Annotated in this window: 10 protein-coding genes; 8 read left to right on the top strand and 2 right to left on the bottom strand. The window is 34.3% G+C overall.

Features of this window, described 5'->3' with window-relative positions; all coding sequences use genetic code 11:
- The first annotated feature begins 157 nt into the window (after positions 1–157).
- Together sdaAB and sdaAA are read left to right on the top strand one after the other, a co-directional pair.
- On the top strand, positions 158–820 hold the full coding sequence (sdaAB, locus tag GKG01_RS03420) for an L-serine ammonia-lyase, iron-sulfur-dependent subunit beta (RefSeq protein WP_094206362.1): 663 nt from the start codon (positions 158–160) through the stop codon (positions 818–820).
- 9 nt (positions 821–829) lie between these two features.
- A complete protein-coding gene (gene sdaAA / locus GKG01_RS03415; RefSeq protein ID WP_154271509.1) occupies positions 830–1,729 on the top strand; it encodes an L-serine ammonia-lyase, iron-sulfur-dependent, subunit alpha in 900 nt (299 codons plus the stop codon).
- A gap of 52 nt (positions 1,730–1,781) precedes the next feature.
- On the opposite strand, the gene GKG01_RS03410 is transcribed toward sdaAA, so the two are convergent.
- Complete coding sequence (locus tag GKG01_RS03410; RefSeq protein WP_002835767.1) at positions 1,782–2,333, bottom strand: ECF transporter S component; 552 nt, start codon at positions 2,331–2,333, stop codon at positions 1,782–1,784.
- Positions 2,334–2,484: 151 nt separating this feature from the next.
- On the opposite strand from GKG01_RS03410, the gene GKG01_RS09140 reads away from it, so the two are divergent.
- The 5 genes from GKG01_RS09140 to GKG01_RS03380 all read left to right on the top strand — a co-directional run bounded on the left by GKG01_RS09140 (position 2,485) and on the right by GKG01_RS03380 (position 14,908).
- Positions 2,485–9,672, top strand: a complete 7,188-nt coding sequence (locus GKG01_RS09140) for a cell wall-binding repeat-containing protein (RefSeq protein WP_241684734.1) — start codon at positions 2,485–2,487, stop codon at positions 9,670–9,672.
- A gap of 144 nt (positions 9,673–9,816) precedes the next feature.
- Complete coding sequence (murA, locus tag GKG01_RS03395; RefSeq protein WP_154271508.1) at positions 9,817–11,088, top strand: UDP-N-acetylglucosamine 1-carboxyvinyltransferase; 1,272 nt, start codon at positions 9,817–9,819, stop codon at positions 11,086–11,088.
- A 63-nt stretch (positions 11,089–11,151) separates the two neighbouring features.
- Positions 11,152–13,383 carry an ATP-dependent RecD-like DNA helicase gene (locus tag GKG01_RS03390; RefSeq protein WP_154271507.1) on the top strand — a complete coding sequence of 744 codons (2,232 nt, stop codon included), beginning with the start codon at positions 11,152–11,154 and terminating at the stop codon, positions 13,381–13,383.
- A complete protein-coding gene (locus tag GKG01_RS03385) occupies positions 13,370–13,996 on the top strand; it encodes a ComF family protein (RefSeq protein WP_154271506.1) in 627 nt (208 codons plus the stop codon). The genes GKG01_RS03390 and GKG01_RS03385 overlap by 14 nt, the downstream gene beginning before the upstream one ends.
- Positions 13,997–14,047: 51 nt before the next feature.
- The gene (locus tag GKG01_RS03380) at positions 14,048–14,908 is read left to right on the top strand and encodes a neutral zinc metallopeptidase (protein WP_154271505.1); all 861 of its coding nucleotides are present in this window, start codon (positions 14,048–14,050) and stop codon (positions 14,906–14,908) included.
- A 14-nt stretch (positions 14,909–14,922) separates the two neighbouring features.
- Here GKG01_RS03380 and GKG01_RS03375 read toward each other — a convergent pair whose 3' ends face one another.
- Positions 14,923–15,435 (bottom strand): hypothetical protein, encoded by a 513-nt coding sequence (locus GKG01_RS03375; RefSeq protein ID WP_154271504.1) that lies wholly within the window; start codon positions 15,433–15,435, stop codon positions 14,923–14,925.
- A 171-nt stretch (positions 15,436–15,606) separates the two neighbouring features.
- Between GKG01_RS03375 and pflB the strand changes: the two genes are divergently transcribed.
- A complete protein-coding gene (gene pflB, locus GKG01_RS03370) occupies positions 15,607–17,883 on the top strand; it encodes a formate C-acetyltransferase (RefSeq protein ID WP_154271503.1) in 2,277 nt (758 codons plus the stop codon).
- Positions 17,884–17,924 lie beyond the last annotated feature (41 nt).

Here is a 17,924-nt window from a genome sequence, read left to right as displayed (position 1 = left end):
ACTAATTTAATTACTCAAATAATCAAATAACCTGAAATTAATTTCAGGTTATGCTTGACTTTTGTTAGCAGGTTTTTTTAGGAAAATTTTCCTGATTTTCTTTATCCACTGAATTTGATATGATATAATTGTTAAGGAAAATACTTAGGGGGTTTTTATGGGAGAATATAATATTTTTGATATTTTGGGACCTGTAATGATTGGACCTTCTAGCTCTCACACTGCAGGTGCTTGTAGAATTGCAAAGACTGCTCTTTTGATTGCTGGAAATGAGTTCAAAAAAGTTGAGTTTGATCTTCATGGATCATTCGCGAAAACTTACAAGGGTCACGGTACAGACAGAGCCTTATTAGCTGGTGTATTGGGAATTGAACCAGACGACATTAGACTTAGAGATTCATTTGCAATAGCTGAACAAAGAGGAATTGACTATGTTTTCAGAGAAGCTGACTTAGGGGATGTGCATCCAAATACTGCGAAGATTACATTTACATACGAAGATGGAACTACTATGTACATCGTTGGCTCATCAATTGGTGGAGGAAATATTGAAATCATAGATATCAACGGAATAGCTGTTCAATTTACAGGAAGCTATCCTACAATTTTATTGAAATACGTGGATGTAAGAGGAATTATTGCGGATATTTCTTCAGAACTTGCTAGAAATGGTTACAACATCGAAGGAATGAAGACGTTGAAACATGACGGAATAGTAACTTTGATTGTTGAATTAGACAAAAATATCGGCGAAGATTTGACAGAAAATTTATTGAAAGACGATAGATTTCTTTTCACAAAATATATTCAACGAAATTAAGGAGAGTTTATGTTTGATACATCATTAGAAATAATCAATACTGTTAAGAAGGAAAACAGACCTTTTTACGAATACGTTATAGAAATAGAAAACGAAAGAACTGGCAAATCTGAAGAATTCATCAGAAGTGAATTGTCACATATGCTAGATGTTATGGAAAAATCTGCGACAGATTTCTTGGAAACACCTTCAGTGACTAATCAAAAAATGATAGACGGATTTGCACATAAAATGCACGTTTATGCAAATGAAAATGAACCAATAGTAGGACAATTTACAGCAGAAGCAATGGCGATGGCTTTTTCAACATTGGAAATCAGTGCGGCTATGGGAAAAATCGTAGCATCACCTACTGCAGGTTCATCTGGAATTTTGCCAGCAGCTCTTATGAGTTTTAAACAAAGATACAACTGCTCACACGAAGAACTTATCGATGCAATGTTAGTAGCTATCGGTGTTGGACAATTGTTGGGAAAATACGCAACATTTTCTGGCGCTGACGGAGGTTGCCAAGCGGAAACAGGATCTGCAGCAGCGATGGCAGCCGGTGCGTTGATATTTTTAAGAGGTGGATCTATTGAGCAAATATTCCATGGAGCATCATTTGCAATCCTACATGTATTGGGACTTGTATGCGACCCAATCGCAGGACTTGTAGAATATCCTTGCACATTCAGAAATGCAATGGGAGTTACAAACGCAATGATTAGCGCTGATATGGCATTGGCAGGAATCACAAGTATAGTTCCATTTGAAGAAGTGTGCCAAGCAATGAGAAAAGTCGGCAAAACTCTTCCACCATCATTGAGAGAAACAGGAATGGGTGGAGTTGCAGGAACAAAAACTGGTCAAGATATCAGAAGAAGATTTTTGGGATCTTGCAACATCAGTGATGACGTCGAAGATTAAAACAAAAAATTATCCACAAGATTTTCAAAATCTTGTGGATTTTTTAATTGAACTATTTGTTTTTGTTTACACTTTTTGCAATCAAAATCGCCAACACGAATGATATCACGATTTCAAAAGGCATATTCGTAGCGACAATTCCTCCAAGAAAATATTGCGCTTTAACATGCATAACGCTTTCGATTTGCTTTGAATGACAAATAAATGCCATTCCTAAAACACCAACTGTGTTCATAACACTTCCACAAATCGCTGGAATTCCGTAGCGAATCACATCGTTTTTGTCTCTTAATTTGTTGTAAACTTGATAAGTCACAACAGCTATCAAAACTCTTGGAAGCACAGAAACCAATGGATTGTAGAACATAAATGAAAGAATTGTCGGTGCAATAATATTATTTACCAATGAAAACAAACCGAACAATAATCCCACGAATAAACTAACCCAAGGTCCTGCAACCAAAGCAGCAACAATAGTTGGAATATGTAGTGTAGTCACTCTAACTGGTCCAATCGGAATCATTCCCAAAGGAGTAAGTCCAAGAACGATAGTCAAAGCACCAAACACTCCGATTTTAGTCAAATCTTTTGTAGTTAATTTCATTTTTTCCTCCTTAAATCATTTACACAATTATACCACTTATACATAAAAATAAGAAGAATAATCTATTTATAGAAAATTTCAATAAGTAATCACTAGTCAATATTGATGTGGGAATATATAATAAAGTGTAGATTTTAAATCAGGAGGTAATATGAAGAAATTTTTAGGAGTAATTCTTACTGCTAGTATGGTGATGAGTTCGTTCACACCAGTTCTCGCAGAAGAACAAAACAAAATCAAAGTAGACAGAATAAGCGGCTCAGATCGTTACGAAACATCAGCGAAAATCAGCCAACGAACATTCCCAAATCACATAAAAACCGTTGTACTTGCCAGTGGGGAAAATTTTGCAGATAGTTTGGCTGCAGGAAGCTTGGCTAACAAGGAAAATGCACCAGTATTATTGACACAAAAAGAAAAGCTTCCACAAGACATTAAAGACGAAGTCGATAGACTTAACCCAGAGCAAATAATAATAGTAGGTGGAGAAAAATCGGTAAATATTAGCGGTCTAAAAAATGTTAAAAGATTAGCAGGGAAAGACAGATATCAAACTTCAGTAGAAGTGTACAAATACTTAAATCCCAACGGAAAAGTTGCACTCGCAAGTGGATTAACATTTGCAGATGCATTGTGTGCAACACCACTTTCCACAAAAGAAAACTTGCCAATTATTTTGACAGATGGACACAATTTACCGAAAGGAATCACAAAGGACAAGGTCTCCTTAATTTTCGGCGGAGAAAAATCTGTTAATATAAAAGGATTAGAAAACACAAGAAGATTAGCAGGAGCTGACCGTTATGAAACAGCTTTGATAATCGCAAAAGAATTCGGAAATTTAAAAAAGTTTGTGTTGGCAGACGGAAGAAACTATCCTGATGCATTGTCAGTAGCTCCATTAGCACACAAGAATAATCAACCAATACTACTTACAGATCCTAGTCACACAGAATTTATCAAACAAATAGTTAAAGAAAACAACACAGAAGAAATCACAGTAGTAGGCGGAAAGTTATCAGTATCTTCAAAACAAATTGAAGAAATAGCAAGTGTTGAAATAACTGAAGATAAAAAACCAGACACACCTTCAGTAACACCAACACCAGACAATCCTTCAATACCAGAAAAACCGGAAGAAAAACCAGGCGAAGAAAAACCGGAAGAAAAGCCGGAAGAAAAGCCAGATGATAGTGCAAAAGAAAAAGCCTTAAAAGAAGCCAAAGAAAAAGCGATTGAAGAATTAAAAGAAAATGGAATAACATCACCAGTGTACATTGACCAAATTAACAAAGCTAAAACAGTAGAAGGCGTTAATGCATTAAAAGAAGAAATCATCAAAGCACACAAAAAGAGTGAAGAAGAAAAACCATATGAAAAACCAGAAGACAAAGTTGTAGAATTTGGTGATGCAAAATTAAAAGAAAAACTTCTAAATTTCTTCAAGAACTACGATGGAAAAGATGTAGTTGAAGAAGATATAAATGAATATAACTTTAAATTGCTTGACAAAAACTACAGAATCGACCCAAATGCAACAGATTTGACAGTAAAAGATATGGAACAACTTCAATCTTTTGGTCATAGATCATTTGATGAAAACTATAATGTATTAGAATTTAATAGCATCAAAGGTATGGAAGCTGCGAAAAACTTGGAAACACTTACTATTAGTGGAAATCCAGATGATTCTTCTAAGTCATTTGATGATTTAACACCATTGAAAGATTTGAAGAAGCTAAAATTATTGAGATTATCACACAATGCAATCAAAGATTTAACGCCATTAAAAGATTTAACTGGACTTGAAAAACTATACATTTCTCACAATCAAATTGAAGATGTATCCATTCTTAATAATTTGAAAAATCTTAAAAGTTTAGATATTTCAGTAAACAAAGTTAACAACATATCAGTATTAAAAGATTTAATAAATGTTGAAAATCTTGATATTAGAAATAATGAAATTTCCGATATTTCCGTTACTAAAAATTACAAGAACTTGAATTGGTTAATGGCCAATAATAACAAAGTAAAAGATATATCTTCATTACAAAACAATACAAAATTGAATTACTTGAACTTAGAAAATAACCAAATAGAAGATGTGTCACCAATTGCAGATTTATCAAAACTACAAACGTTGAATCTAAATAATAATAAAATTACAAAAATAGACGCATCTAAGCTTACTGATTTAACAGAATTATACATTGCTCAAAACGGATTAGAATCTATAGATTCTATTTCTACGTTAACGAAATTAAATGATGTAAACTTGTCTGGTAATAAACTTACATCAGTAGAAGCGTTGAAAGATTTAACGGGATTAGGAATGTTAGATTTATCCAAAAATCAAATAAAAGATATAGCATCGCTTAAAAATTTAGCAAAATTGTACAATTTAGATGTACATTCCAATCCTATTAAAGACATTTCAGTAGCAAAAGATTTGAAGCAATTGGGAGATATCAATGTAAGCGAAACACAAATTACTGACTTGACACCACTTAAAGCAGAAAGTATTTACTCATTAGAAGCTGACAAATTATCTACAACAGTATCAGATGTCAAATTAAACGGAAATATTGTAGAATTCGATAATCCATTTAAGTTAATAGACAAAATATTCACTAAATTCAAAGAAATCAAATCAGATAATCCTAAAGTTAAAGCAGAAGTAACTGAAAACAACAAAATCAAACTTACATTGGAAGATGGTATGACGCTAAAAGATATCGAAGGCTTGAAATTGGAATATTCATTCGATAGTAAATCATACTCCGATCCAGTGTACAGTTATAGTATTGAACTTGTAAACTTGAAAGATTCAGAAGCAGAAAAGCCAGAATATGTAGACATTGAAGATGCGAAGTTATTAAAGGTTTTGAATAAAAACTTGGATGTGAATAGAAAAGATAATCAACGCATTACAAAACAAGAAATGGAATCTTTGAAGGAAGTATCCATATTTTTAGACAAGAAGACTAATAAGCCAATATTTACAGAAGAATCCAAAAACACATTTTCAATCCTAGGAAAAGCCCAAGATTTATCCAATACAAAAGATTTCAAATTCATGGTAACAAGAGGCATGAAGAGCTTAAAAGGAATTGAATACGCTACTAATTTGGAAAAATTAAAAGTAAATGAAAATGAGATTTCAGATATTAGTCCATTGAAAGACTTGAAAAACTTGAAATATTTGGAACTTCAAAGAAACAGAATTGTAGATGTATCACCTTTAGCGAACCTTAAAAATTTAGAGTTCTTAAAATTGTACAACAATATAATTGAAAATGTTGAACCACTTAAAGATTTGACAAACTTAACTGGATTGGATCTTCACAATAATGTTAAGGTTAAAAAAGAAGGAGAAAAGAGGATAAACTACGATGGAATTACAGATATTTCTTCTCTAAAGAACTTAACTAAGTTGACGTTTTTTGACGTGTCTGCAAACAGAATCGAAAATGTAGATATAATTCTTGGAATGGAAAAAATAAATCATCTAGATTTTTCGGATAATAAAATCAAGGATTATTCGAAATTAGCTGATTATATTTTACCAAGATATATGGAACAAGAAGAAGGAGCAGGAAGCATTGGATTCCATGGTCAAAATGTAACTCAAACTCAATCAGTTACAGTTGATAACAACAAAGTTTCATTTGAAACAGAATATAAGGGACTAGGAAATTTATTTAATGAATTTGCCAAAGCTTTTGAAATGGAAGATGCATCTGAACTTGTAAATGTAACAACTAATGTAGAAGGAGTAAAAGCTACTTTTGATGTAAAAAATGACAAAATAAATTTAGAAGTTACAGATGAATTCTTAAAAGCAAATGACGGAAAAACTGTGAATGCTAATTTGAAAATTGAATTTGCAGAAGCTTACGGATGGAACTTGAATGACGTAAAATTACAAGTGAAAAAGCCGGAAGAAAAGCCAGAAACACCTGAAGAAGAAAAAATCGCGATGATTCAAGAAGTCACAACTTCGAATCTTCCAGCAAAAGATGCTATTGCTAAAATTAAGGTTGCTGGTCAAATCAAAAATATTCCAAGCAACAAATTCATAGTAAAATTGGTTGATGAAGACGGAAAAGAAACTTATCCAGAAATTGAAGTTACTGGAGAGGCTTCAAAAGCTTTCAGATTTATAAATATTAAAGTTCCAGAAAATACTACTGATAAGGAAAAAACATACGAAATATACGCAACATCAACAGGTAAAAAAGATAAATTTTTTAAATCTGATGCTAAAATAACTCAACAAGCTGGAAAAGAAGAAACTCCAACACCAGAAACACCTGAAGAAGAAAAAATAGCCAGGATTGATAACAACACAGACTCCAAGCTTCCAGCAAAAGATGCTATTGCTAAAATCAGGGTTATTGGTCAAATCAACAACATTCCTAGTGATAAATTTATAGTAAAATTGGTCGATGAAGATGGAAAAGAAACTTATCCTGAAATTGAAGTTACTGGAGATGCATCAAAAGCTTTCAGAGTTATTAATATAAAAGTTTCAGAAAATACTACTGACAAGGAAAAAACATACGAAATTTACGTGTCATCAACTGGGAAGAAGGAAAACTTCAAAAAATCTGAATTTACTTTAACTCAAGAAAAAGCTTCGGGAACACAAGAAGTTGAAAAAACATTCAAGATTAATTCAAGCAATCAGGACGTTGTGATAACAGTAAATGGCGAAGAAAAATCACAAGCTAAAAAAGGCGATACTGTTGTAGTACAAGCAAAACCTGGAAAAGAAATATCGATGTTTTATGTAAGTGGATTGAATGAAGAAGGAGATCCGATGAAAGTAAACTTCAAACAAGTAGGAGATTCTTACCAATTTACAATGCCTGAAAGCGACTGTAAGTTGTATGTCAAAACAAAAGACAAAAAAGTTGCAGAGGAAAATATTCAAGCACTCATATTACAAACTTCAAGCAAAGTATCAAAGGATTCTTCTACTGCGACAGTTAAAGTAATGGGTATATTGAAAGGAATTACGAATGACAAATTTGTTGTAAAACTTGTCGACAACGATGGCAACGAAACATTCCCTAAGGTAGATGTTTCAGGTGATGTGAATAAGAATATGATAACTGTTTCGTTTGAAATTCCTAAAAACACAACAACAAAGGAAAAAGAATACACAGTTTACGTATCATCCACAGGATCTAAAACTGATTATGCAAAAGCAACTGTAAAAATAACACAAGAAAAATCAGATACAGAAGAACAAATTCCTGAAGGAATAATGGATTTATCACTAGAAAATATAGAAAATTTGGATGCAGAAGGTGGAAAAGTTACATTAACAGCAATGGGCAGTTTTAAAAATGTTTCCGATGACAAATTCGTAGTCAAATTGGTTGATGATAAAGGAAACGAAACTTTCCCACAAATTACAGTTAGTGGAAATGGTGCAAGGAGAACTTTGGAATTTGAAGCACCTAAGAATGAAGAAGCAACAGAAAAAACTTACAAAATTTATGCCACTTCAACTGGATCTAAGAATAACTTCTATGAAAAATCGGTTGAAATAAAACAAAATGCATCTGAAAAGACAAAATCAACTATTGAAAAAATCAATGTTCTCACACCAATTCTAAAAAATGAACAAGAAAAGTTAAAAGCTAATATAATTGGTGAGAATGTAAATCCAGATAATTTGAGGGTTTCATTCTATAGACTTGAAAACGGAAAATTTGTAAAAGACGATAGTATAAGACCAACGTTTGAAAATTCAGGAAAATTCGTGCAAATTGTTGCAGATAATCCGATTTTAACAAAAGGCAATGAAGAAGATGTATACAAAATCTTGGTAAGAGATAATATAGACATTTCCAAATCCTACGAAGCATATTTCAGAGTAAAATACACTGAAGATGAAGCGTCGTATGAAGAAATAATGCCAAGTTATGTTCACGCATCAAAAGACGGCAAGATAATTGAAGTTGGTTTTGATGAAGAAATTGAAGAAGTATTTGATGGAAGCTTAAAAGCTGGAAGTAGCATTGATAAAAACGCTGATGGAAATTATGAAAAATTAAAAGACAAAGATACTATTGAGTTGTCAGATAAGAAATTCGTAGTTACACTTGAAAAGCCACTAGAGGTAAAAAGTCTTGGCACTAAAAAAGCCAAAATTAAAATAGATCAAGGAGTATTTAGAAAAAAAGGAACTGAAAGCTTGAACAAAGATGTTGATTATTTTATCAATATTGGAAAGCCAATCGTTCGTCAAGCTACAATCGAAGGTGACAAGGTCATCACTAACAATAACAGAAAAGTCACTGTCAAAGTTAATGGAATGAATTTGTCACAAGATGCAAAAGTAAAAGCTGTAATGCAAACAAAACTTTCAAAAGAAGGAAAACAACCAGAAGTTGAAGGAACAATTTTTGGAACTGGTGATGAACAAACTATAACATTTGAACTTCCAGAAAATAAAACAGATAGAACTGTATCCTACGAAATTTTGTACAAACCAGAAATAAATGGAAAATTCGAAAAATTACCTGGAAATAATCCAAGATCCAGAGCAAATTCAATCGTAATTTCATTGGTTGCAGACGGCGAGGATGTAAATGCCTCTACACTTGCATTTATGAAAATTCAAACTTATGGAGCAACTTCTACAGATAAAGGAGAAATTCCAGATATAACTTATGGTGTTGCACCAACAAATCAAGAATCCAAGAAGACATTTACTCACGTTTATGGAACAAACTTAGAAGCGACGAAAACTAGAGTTAGAATTTTTGACGAAAGAGGAGTAGAATGGTACATCGTAAACCAACCTTCACTAGGAGCTGCAGCATTTAAGATGGTAGTTCCAGCATTGATTGGAATTGATGGCGATGGAAATTATCAAACTATGGAAATAATTGGACCGGGAAATTTGATTGGAGATCACACATTCACATACAAAGTTGCAGTTGATGGCAAAAACTACGATGAAAATGTCGTAGTTCGTGCAAAAATTTTAGCTTCTGGAAAAACTAATGATGGTAAATTTGATTTGGAAAACCAAGAAACAACGTTGAAACTAAACTACGTTGATGTAGATGGTAGCACAATCAAAAATTCTGTAGAAAAGAAATCGTACAGCTTCTTTGGAGAATGCGCAGCGGGAATTTATCCAGATGCGATTGAAAACTACAGACCTGTTAAAATAGTTCGTAATTCAGATAAAAATGAAATAAAATTAGAGAGTGGTGTAGACTATACAGATTACAGAAATCTTCAAACATTACTAGGAGTAAATAAAATCGGAGACAATCCTGAATACACTATAGTTTACGAAAAAACTAAATAAATTTCGCAAAAGCTTCCTTATAAAAAGGAGGCTTTTGTTTTTTAAAAAGATATGTAAAACCCTTAAAAATTAGTCAACGATAAATGGATATGATATAATATTTTATATATAAATAAGAAAAACGAATGACTGATGGAGGTTATTTTGGAAGTTATACAAGTAAAAAAAAGTTTAAATTTGAAGGGCGAGGTCAAGATTGACGGAGCCAAAAACTCAGCACTTCCTATTATAGCAGCATCTCTTTTAGGAACTGAGCCGATAATTTTAGAAGATGTTCCAAAGTTAAAGGATGTTTCAATTATATTAAAAGTTTTAGAAGAATTGGGATCGAAAGTAACTTATTTGGATAAGAATAAGGTTGAGATAGATAGTAGCAATGTCAATAATTCTGTGACTCCACACGAATTGATGAACAAGATGAGGGCTTCATTTTTGGTAATGGGACCTTTGTTGACAAGACTTGGTGAAACTAAGACGTATTTGCCAGGTGGATGTGCGATCGGTTCGAGACCTGTGGATTTGCATTTAAAAGGATTTAAGGCATTGGGTGCTGAGATTGAATCGACTGACGAAAAGATAGAAGCTATCGCAAAGGATGGTTTGATTGGTGGGGAAATTTATTTGGATTTTCCTAGTGTTGGTGCGACTCAAAATATTATGATGGCAGCAACGATGGCAAAGGGAGAAACAGTTATTGAAAATGCTGCAAAGGAACCGGAAATCGTAGATTTGGCAAGTTTCTTGAATAAATTGGGAGCGAAGGTTCGTGGCGCTGGTACTTCTACAATTAGAATTGTCGGAGTTGACAAATTAGGTGGAGCAAAACACACTATCATTCCAGATAGAATTGAAGCTGCGACTTTTATGGTGGCAAGTGCGATTACACGTGGAGATGTTACTGTGAAAAATTGTATTTCATCTCATATTATGCCGATTATTGCAAAGCTTCGTGAAGTTGGTTGCGAGGTTATCGAAAACGAGGACGAAGATTCTATCAGAGTTATTTCAACTGGCAGATTAAAAGGAACGAAGATTAAAACTTTACCATATCCTGGTTTTCCTACAGATGTGCAAGCGCAATTTATGGCGTTGATGACTGTATGCAAGGGTCAAAGTAGTGTAGAAGAAACTGTTTTTGAAAATAGATTTATGCATGTGGAACAACTTCAAAAAATGGGCGCTGCTATTGCAACTGAAGGAAATGAAGCGAGCATTGCTGGAGTCGATTCTCTTCAAGGTGCTACTGTTAAATCTACAGATTTGAGAGCTGGAGCGGCTTTGATTTTGGCTGGACTTGTGGCAGATGGCACTACAAATGTAACAGACATTTATCATATTGACAGAGGATATGACGATATTGTTTCGAAATTCAAGAAATTAGGAGCAAATATCGAAAGAATTGAAATCGAAGATTAATAAATTATATAAACGGAGGGATTGTTATTTGAATGAACAACCCTCTTTTTTGTAGGTGAGTGTATGAAATTTTCAGCAACTGTCAAAAATATAATATTTGAAAACGAGTCCAATGGTTTCAGGATTTTTTCTGTAGACAAAGACGGTGAAGAGAGAATTATCAAGGGCAATAGTTTCAAGGTTATGCCGGGAGATTTCTTGGATATTGAGGCAAATAAAGTTCAAGATCCGAAATATGGCGAACAATACAACATAATTTTCGTTGAAAGATCCAGCAAGCCTAGCATGTACAATATTATCAATTATCTTCAAAGTGGTTTGATTAAAGGAATTGGAGAGACAACTGCAAGAAGAATCGTAGAAGAATTTGGCGAAGATACAATGGAAATTTTGAAAAATTCTCCATCCAAATTATTACAAGTCAAAGGAATTGGTAAGAAAAACTACAAGAAAATAAAAGAATCGCTCGACGAGAAAAAAGAATACGCAGAGATTTTTTTGTATTTGCAATCATTGGGACTAAGTCTTCATCAAGCAAATATTATTTCTGATTTTTACAAGGAAGATACTAAAAAGATTATCATGCAAAATCCATACACTTTGATTGATGATATTAGGGGAATTGGGTTTAGAACGGCGGACATCATTGCGCAGAGGATTGACATTGAACCAGATTCTCCATTTAGGATTAAAGCTGCGTTCAAATATTTTATGGAGAAGGAAGCAAATTCCAATGGGAATTGCTATGTTTTGGAAGAAGATTTGATAGATGGAGTTGAAAAACTTCTTGATATTGAAATCAAAAACAGAAAAGAAACGTTGGAATCTTTGATTGTAAATGGAATTATTGCAATCGATGATACTGGTGATGAGCACAGAGTCTACCTTCCACAAATCGAAAAATCAGAGATGAGATGTGCGAGGAATATTGCGAATATTTTGCAAAGCGAAATAGAAGACGAGTTCGATGTGGAATACGAGCTGTCAAAACTAGAAAAAGAACACTTGGATGAATTACAAATCGAAGCCATCAAGAAATCTATGACCGAAAAAATGCTGATAATTACGGGTGGACCTGGTACAGGAAAAACAACGATTATCAACAATATTACGAAAATTTTCAAGAATAATGATAAGGATATTATCCTTGCAGCGCCTACTGGTCGTGCAGCGAAGAGACTTTCTGAAAGCTGCAACGAAGAAGCGAAGACTATTCACAGAATTCTAGGATACATTCCAGTTGAAAATGGAACGATTTTTGATCACGACGAAGATAATCCTATAGATTGTGATTTGATAATCATAGATGAAGCCAGTATGATGGATATTTTCATAGCGGATAGTTTATTGAGAGCGTTGGATTCTAATACGAGGGTAGTTTTTGTTGGAGACTGTGACCAGCTTCCAAGTGTACAAGCGGGAAATGTGCTTAACGATTTGATAGAATGTGGAGAAATCACCACGATAAAATTGACGAAAATTTTCCGTCAAGCACAAAACTCCAACATAATTGTGAATGCGCACAGGATTAACAACGGAGAGTTTCCTATTTTGAATGAAAAGGGCAAGGATTTTTTCTTTATTGAAGAAAACGACCCAGAACGTGCCAAGCAGACGATTCTCGATTTGTGCGCACAAAGACTTCCCAATTTCTACAAAAAAGATGAGTTTGACGATATAATTGTGCTAACTCCGATGAAAAAATCCAGCTGCGGAACGAAGGAATTGAACACAGCTTTGCAAGAAGTTTTGAATCCGAAAACACCGATGACTGAAGAAATCGATCAAAGAGACAGGATTTTTAGGCTCAACGACAAAGTTATGCAAATCAAAAATGATTACACGAAAGAATTCATCGACGATGATACGATGGGGGTTTTCAACGGAGATATCGGAAGGGTTACATACGTCGATCCTATTGATGAGACGATTGATGTGTTGTTTGACGACAAAACTGCAAGTTTCACGAAAAAAGAATGCGACGGTTTGACGTTATCTTATGCGATTACGATTCACAAATCACAAGGAAGTGAGTTTCCAATCGTAGTAATTCCAGTGACACAGGCTCCGTTTATGTTGTTGACGAGAAATTTGCTCTACACTGCAATCACAAGGGCAAGAGAAATCGTCGTTTTGGTTGGGAGCTTGAAAAATTTACGCCAAATGATATCCAACAATAAAATAATGAAGAGAAATTCGGGCTTGGACAGAAGAATCAAACAATACATGGATTTTGATATCGACGATGACGAACAAGAAATGATGAGAGAGATGTTCGAAGATGAGGGATTTTAGTTTTTTATTTCAAAAGCGCTGCATAATTTGTCACGAGAAAAAACAGTACAAATATTTGTTGTGCGAAGATTGCTTTGACAAGTTGGTTTTCGTGGACGGTTACAGGGATATCGACGGTACGGATTGTTATTTTCCATTACTTCACCAAGGTTTGACGAAGAAACTCATCTACGATTACAAGCTCAGCCGCAAACAAGTTGTTAGATATTTCTTGGCTGATGTGGTTACAGATAAGATCAAACATAAAAATTTACAAGACTACACGCTTTTAAAAGTTCCTTCGACACAATCCACGATAAATAAACGTGGTTTTGATCACATTCACGAGATTGCAAGAGAAGTGGCAAAGAATTCGGACATGGAATATTTGCCAAATGCGATTGTAAAAGTGAAGGAAACCAAAATTCAGCATAATTTATCACAACTTCAAAGAATTGAAAATCTACAAGGTGCGTTTGAATTGAACGCTGATTTGTCTGAAAAGAAGATTCTCGTTTTGGATGATATTGTGACGACGAAGAACACTTTAAGAGAAATCAAAAAAACTTTGAATGAAAATTATGCGGATTTGAAATTTGTCGCAGTGTCTAGCAGGTCTAATGAAAAATATTAAAATTGGGTATAAATAGTTTAACGAAATATTAAAATATATTGGGGGCAAAATATGAAATGGCAAGGTAGAGAAGGAAGTTCAAATGTAAGCAGAGGTTCATCCGGTGGAGGACCGGTTAAAATTGGCGGAGTTGGACTGCTTTTGCTTGTGATTGTGTATTCTTTGTTTGGAGGAAATCCACGCGATATTATTAATGAACAAAACAGGACTCAGCAAGAACAACAAGTAAATAAATCTGAAAAAGCGAGTAGCAAGAAAGTTGAACAAGCCGAAAAGATGCTAAGCGTTGTGTTGAAGGACACAGAAGATGTGTGGCACGAAAAATTTTCTGAAATAAATAAAACATACAACGAACCAAAGCTTCATTTCTTTGAAGGAGCAGTGTCTACAGGTTGCGGAAATGCGGACAAAAACGTAGGGCCTTTTTATTGTTCACTGGATCAAACAGTCTACATGGATGTAACTTTTTACAATATGTTGACTCAAAAGCTTGGAGCTGACGGTGGCGATTATGCGATGGCTTATGTGTTGGCGCACGAAGTTGGCCACCACGTCCAAAAAGAACTAGGAATTTTGGATAGAGTTCACAATATTCAACGTAGATTGAACGAAAAAGACGCCAACAAATATTCCGTAGCATTGGAAATTCAGGCGGATTATTTTGCAGGAGTGTTCAGTTATTACATTAAAGAAAAAGGATATTTGGAAGAAGGAGACATTGAGGAAGCGATAAGTGCAGTCCAAAGTGTCGGCGATGATCACATTCAAAAAATGGGACAAGGATATGTCCAACCGGAAAAATTCACACACGGTTCATCCGAACTTAGAAACGAATGGTTCCAACGAGGATTCAAATACCACGATTTTGAACACGCAGATTCATTCGGTGAAATGGGACTTAGAATTCAATAAACGAAACGCCAGAATTAATTTTCTGGCGTTTTTTTAGATTCGTTGTATTCTTTTTCGTGCTTGTCGATATCGGATAAAAGCATTTTGAAAATCTGATTAAATGATTGGTTGTATTTTTGTAAAGTGGATTTTTGCAAAACTTCACGTGCTTTTTGGAATTGATGATCTTCCACATAGGCTATCGCCAAGTTAAAATAATACAAGCTTTTTGCATAATCTGTTTTTGGTTTATCTTTTATCTTTTTGAAATTTTGAAATAATTTGTCCAAATTTCCATTTTGTTCGTAATCAAGCATGTATTTTCTGATTTCACCGGCGATTTTTCTATCCATTATCATATTGTGAAGTACTTGAATCAAGATATAACTTAGAAAAAGTGCGAACGTTGTGATTAAAGTAAATGAAATTATAATGAAAATTCTATTAATTCCTGTGAGATTTTGAGTCGCAACAACGGCGATGGTTTCTATCACAAATGTTAGAATTGCAAGAATTATTAGTTTACTGTTAGATATTTTTATTCTCATAAAACCCTCCGTATTTAAAATATATCCTATTTTTTACTTATTTACAAGCAATATTGAAATATTGTAAGATTTCTTTGATAAAAATTATCATGGTGTGATTATAATCACAGTATTTAAAATTGCCTTAACATATACTTAATATAACGTTAAGAATAAGAAAAGGAGATATGTATGAGCAATTTATTCGATAATGAACAATTCAAAAAAGCTTGGGAAGGTTTCAATGATGGAGACTGGGCAGATGAAATCAATGTGAGAGATTTTATTCAACAAAACTACACTCCATACGAAGGGGACGATTCTTTCCTAGTAGGTCCAACACAAAAAACTAAAACTTTGTGGAAAGAAGTAAACGATATGATCGTTGAAGAAGTAAAATCTAAGAAAATCAAGGTTGACCTTGAAAGATTCAGCGGAATTAACAATTTTGATGCAGGATATATTGACAAGGACAATGAAGTTGTTTTTGGATTACAAACAGATGAACCTATGAAAAGAATTATGAATCCATATGGTGGTTTCAGAATGGTTGAAAATTCTTTGAAGGCTTATGATTTGGAAATGGATCCAGTTATAAAAGAAAAATTCAACGAATACAGAAAAACACACAACCAAGGAACATTTGACGCTTACACAAAAGAAATGAGAACTTTCAGATCAGTTGGTTTGTTGACAGGACTTCCTGATGCGTACGGAAGAGGAAGAATTATCGGCGATTACAGAAGAATTGCTTTGTACGGTATCGATTATTTGAAAGCTATGAGAATTAGAGACAAGGAAAACTTGACGGGAGATGCTACTGAAGAAATCATTCGTAGACGTGAAGAATTTTCTGAACAAATCAGAGCTTTCGATGAAATAAAAGACATGGCGATGAGTTACGGATTTGATATATCAAGACCAGCAATGAATGCAACTGAAGCTGTTCAATGGTTGTATTTTGGATATTTGGCAGCGGTAAAAGAAAACAACGGAGCTGCGATGTCAATCGGAAGAAACACAGCGTTCTTGGATATTTATATCAAAAGAGATATGGACAAGGGAATCTTGGATGAAGACCACGCACAAGAATTGGTGGATCAATTAGTTATCAAACTTAGAATGGTTAGACATCTTCGTACTCCTGAATACGATGAATTATTCGCTGGAGATCCTACTTGGGTTACAGAATCAATCGGTGGAATGGGCGTTGATGGAAGAACTTTGGTTACGAAAACTTCATTCAGATTTTTGCACACTTTGATCAACATCGACACATCACCAGAACCAAACATGACAGTTTTGTGGTCAGATAATTTGCCACGCGCTTTCAAGGATTTCTGTTCAATGATGAGTATCAAAACAGCTTCCATTCAATACGAAAACGACGATGTAATGCGTGATGTTTACGGCGACGACTACGCAATAGCTTGTTGTGTATCTGCAATGCAAGTTGGAAAACAAATGCAATATTTCGGGGCGAGAGCAAACCTTGCAAAGGCACTTTTGTATTCAATCAACGGTGGTGTAGACGAAGTTTACAGAGACAAGAAAACGGGAGATATCGTAACTGTTATCGATGGAATTGAAAGAGACGATTCAGAAATTTTGGATTACGATAAAGTTCTTGAAAATTACAAAAAAGTAATCGATAAACTTGCGAAAGTTTACGTGAATACAATGAACACAATTCACTTCATGCACGATAAATACGCTTATGAAAAAGGACAAATGGCTCTTCACGATCCAGAAGTTCACAGATTCATAGCATTTGGTATCGCAGGAATTGCTATTGCAGCAGATTCATTGTCAGCGATAAAATATGCTAAAGTAAAACCAATCAGAGACGAAAACGGATTGGCTGTCGATTTTGAAGTTGATGGAGATTTCCCAAGATACGGAAATGACGATGACAGAGCAGATGATTTGGCAATAGCTATAAGCAAGTACTTCATAGAATCTTTGAGAAAAACAAAAGCTTACAGAAATGCAGAACATACTTTGAGTTTGTTGACAATTACATCAAATGTAACTTACGGTAAGAAAACTGGAAGCACACCAGACGGACGTAAAAAAGGCGAACCATTTGCACCAGGAGCAAACCCAATGAATGGCGCAGACAAATCAGGAGCACTTGCTTCATTGAACTCTGTAGCAAAAATGCCTTACAAGAACGTAAATCAAGACGGTATTTCAAATACTTTCTCAATCATTCCAAATGCGCTTGGCAAAAACGAAGAAGAAAGAATTACAAACTTGACAAACATCATGAATGGATATTTCAACCAAGACGCTTTCCATTTGAACGTTAACGTAATGGATCGTGAATTGTTGGAAGACGCGATGGAAAATCCAGAAAAATATCCAAACTTAACTATAAGAGTTTCGGGATATGCTGTAAGATTTAACCAATTGGACCGCGAACATCAACTAGATGTAATCAACAGAACATTCCATGAGTTTGTATAAATAAATTTTATTAAGGGCATATTCGTATGCCCTTTTTGACG

Source organism: Finegoldia sp. BIOML-A4 (assembly GCF_009679635.1).
Lineage (GTDB): Bacteria > Bacillota > Clostridia > Tissierellales > Peptoniphilaceae > Finegoldia > Finegoldia magna.
This window is presented reverse-complemented; position numbering and strand designations above follow the sequence as displayed.

Bases quoted from the DNA above. Each gene is read 5' to 3' on its own strand.
- sdaAB (WP_094206362.1), top strand. From the start codon at position 158: ATGGGAGAATATAATATTTTTGATATTTTGGGACCTGTAATGATTGGA.
- sdaAA (WP_154271509.1), top strand. From the start codon at position 830: ATGTTTGATACATCATTAGAAATAATCAATACTGTTAAGAAGGAAAAC.
- GKG01_RS03410 (WP_002835767.1), bottom strand. From the start codon at position 2,333: ATGAAATTAACTACAAAAGATTTGACTAAAATCGGAGTGTTTGGTGCT.
- GKG01_RS09140 (WP_241684734.1), top strand. From the start codon at position 2,485: ATGAAGAAATTTTTAGGAGTAATTCTTACTGCTAGTATGGTGATGAGT.
- GKG01_RS03390 (WP_154271507.1), top strand. From the start codon at position 11,152: ATGAAATTTTCAGCAACTGTCAAAAATATAATATTTGAAAACGAGTCC.
- GKG01_RS03385 (WP_154271506.1), top strand. From the start codon at position 13,370: ATGAGGGATTTTAGTTTTTTATTTCAAAAGCGCTGCATAATTTGTCAC.
- GKG01_RS03380 (WP_154271505.1), top strand. From the start codon at position 14,048: ATGAAATGGCAAGGTAGAGAAGGAAGTTCAAATGTAAGCAGAGGTTCA.
- GKG01_RS03375 (WP_154271504.1), bottom strand. From the start codon at position 15,435: ATGAGAATAAAAATATCTAACAGTAAACTAATAATTCTTGCAATTCTA.
- pflB (WP_154271503.1), top strand. From the start codon at position 15,607: ATGAGCAATTTATTCGATAATGAACAATTCAAAAAAGCTTGGGAAGGT.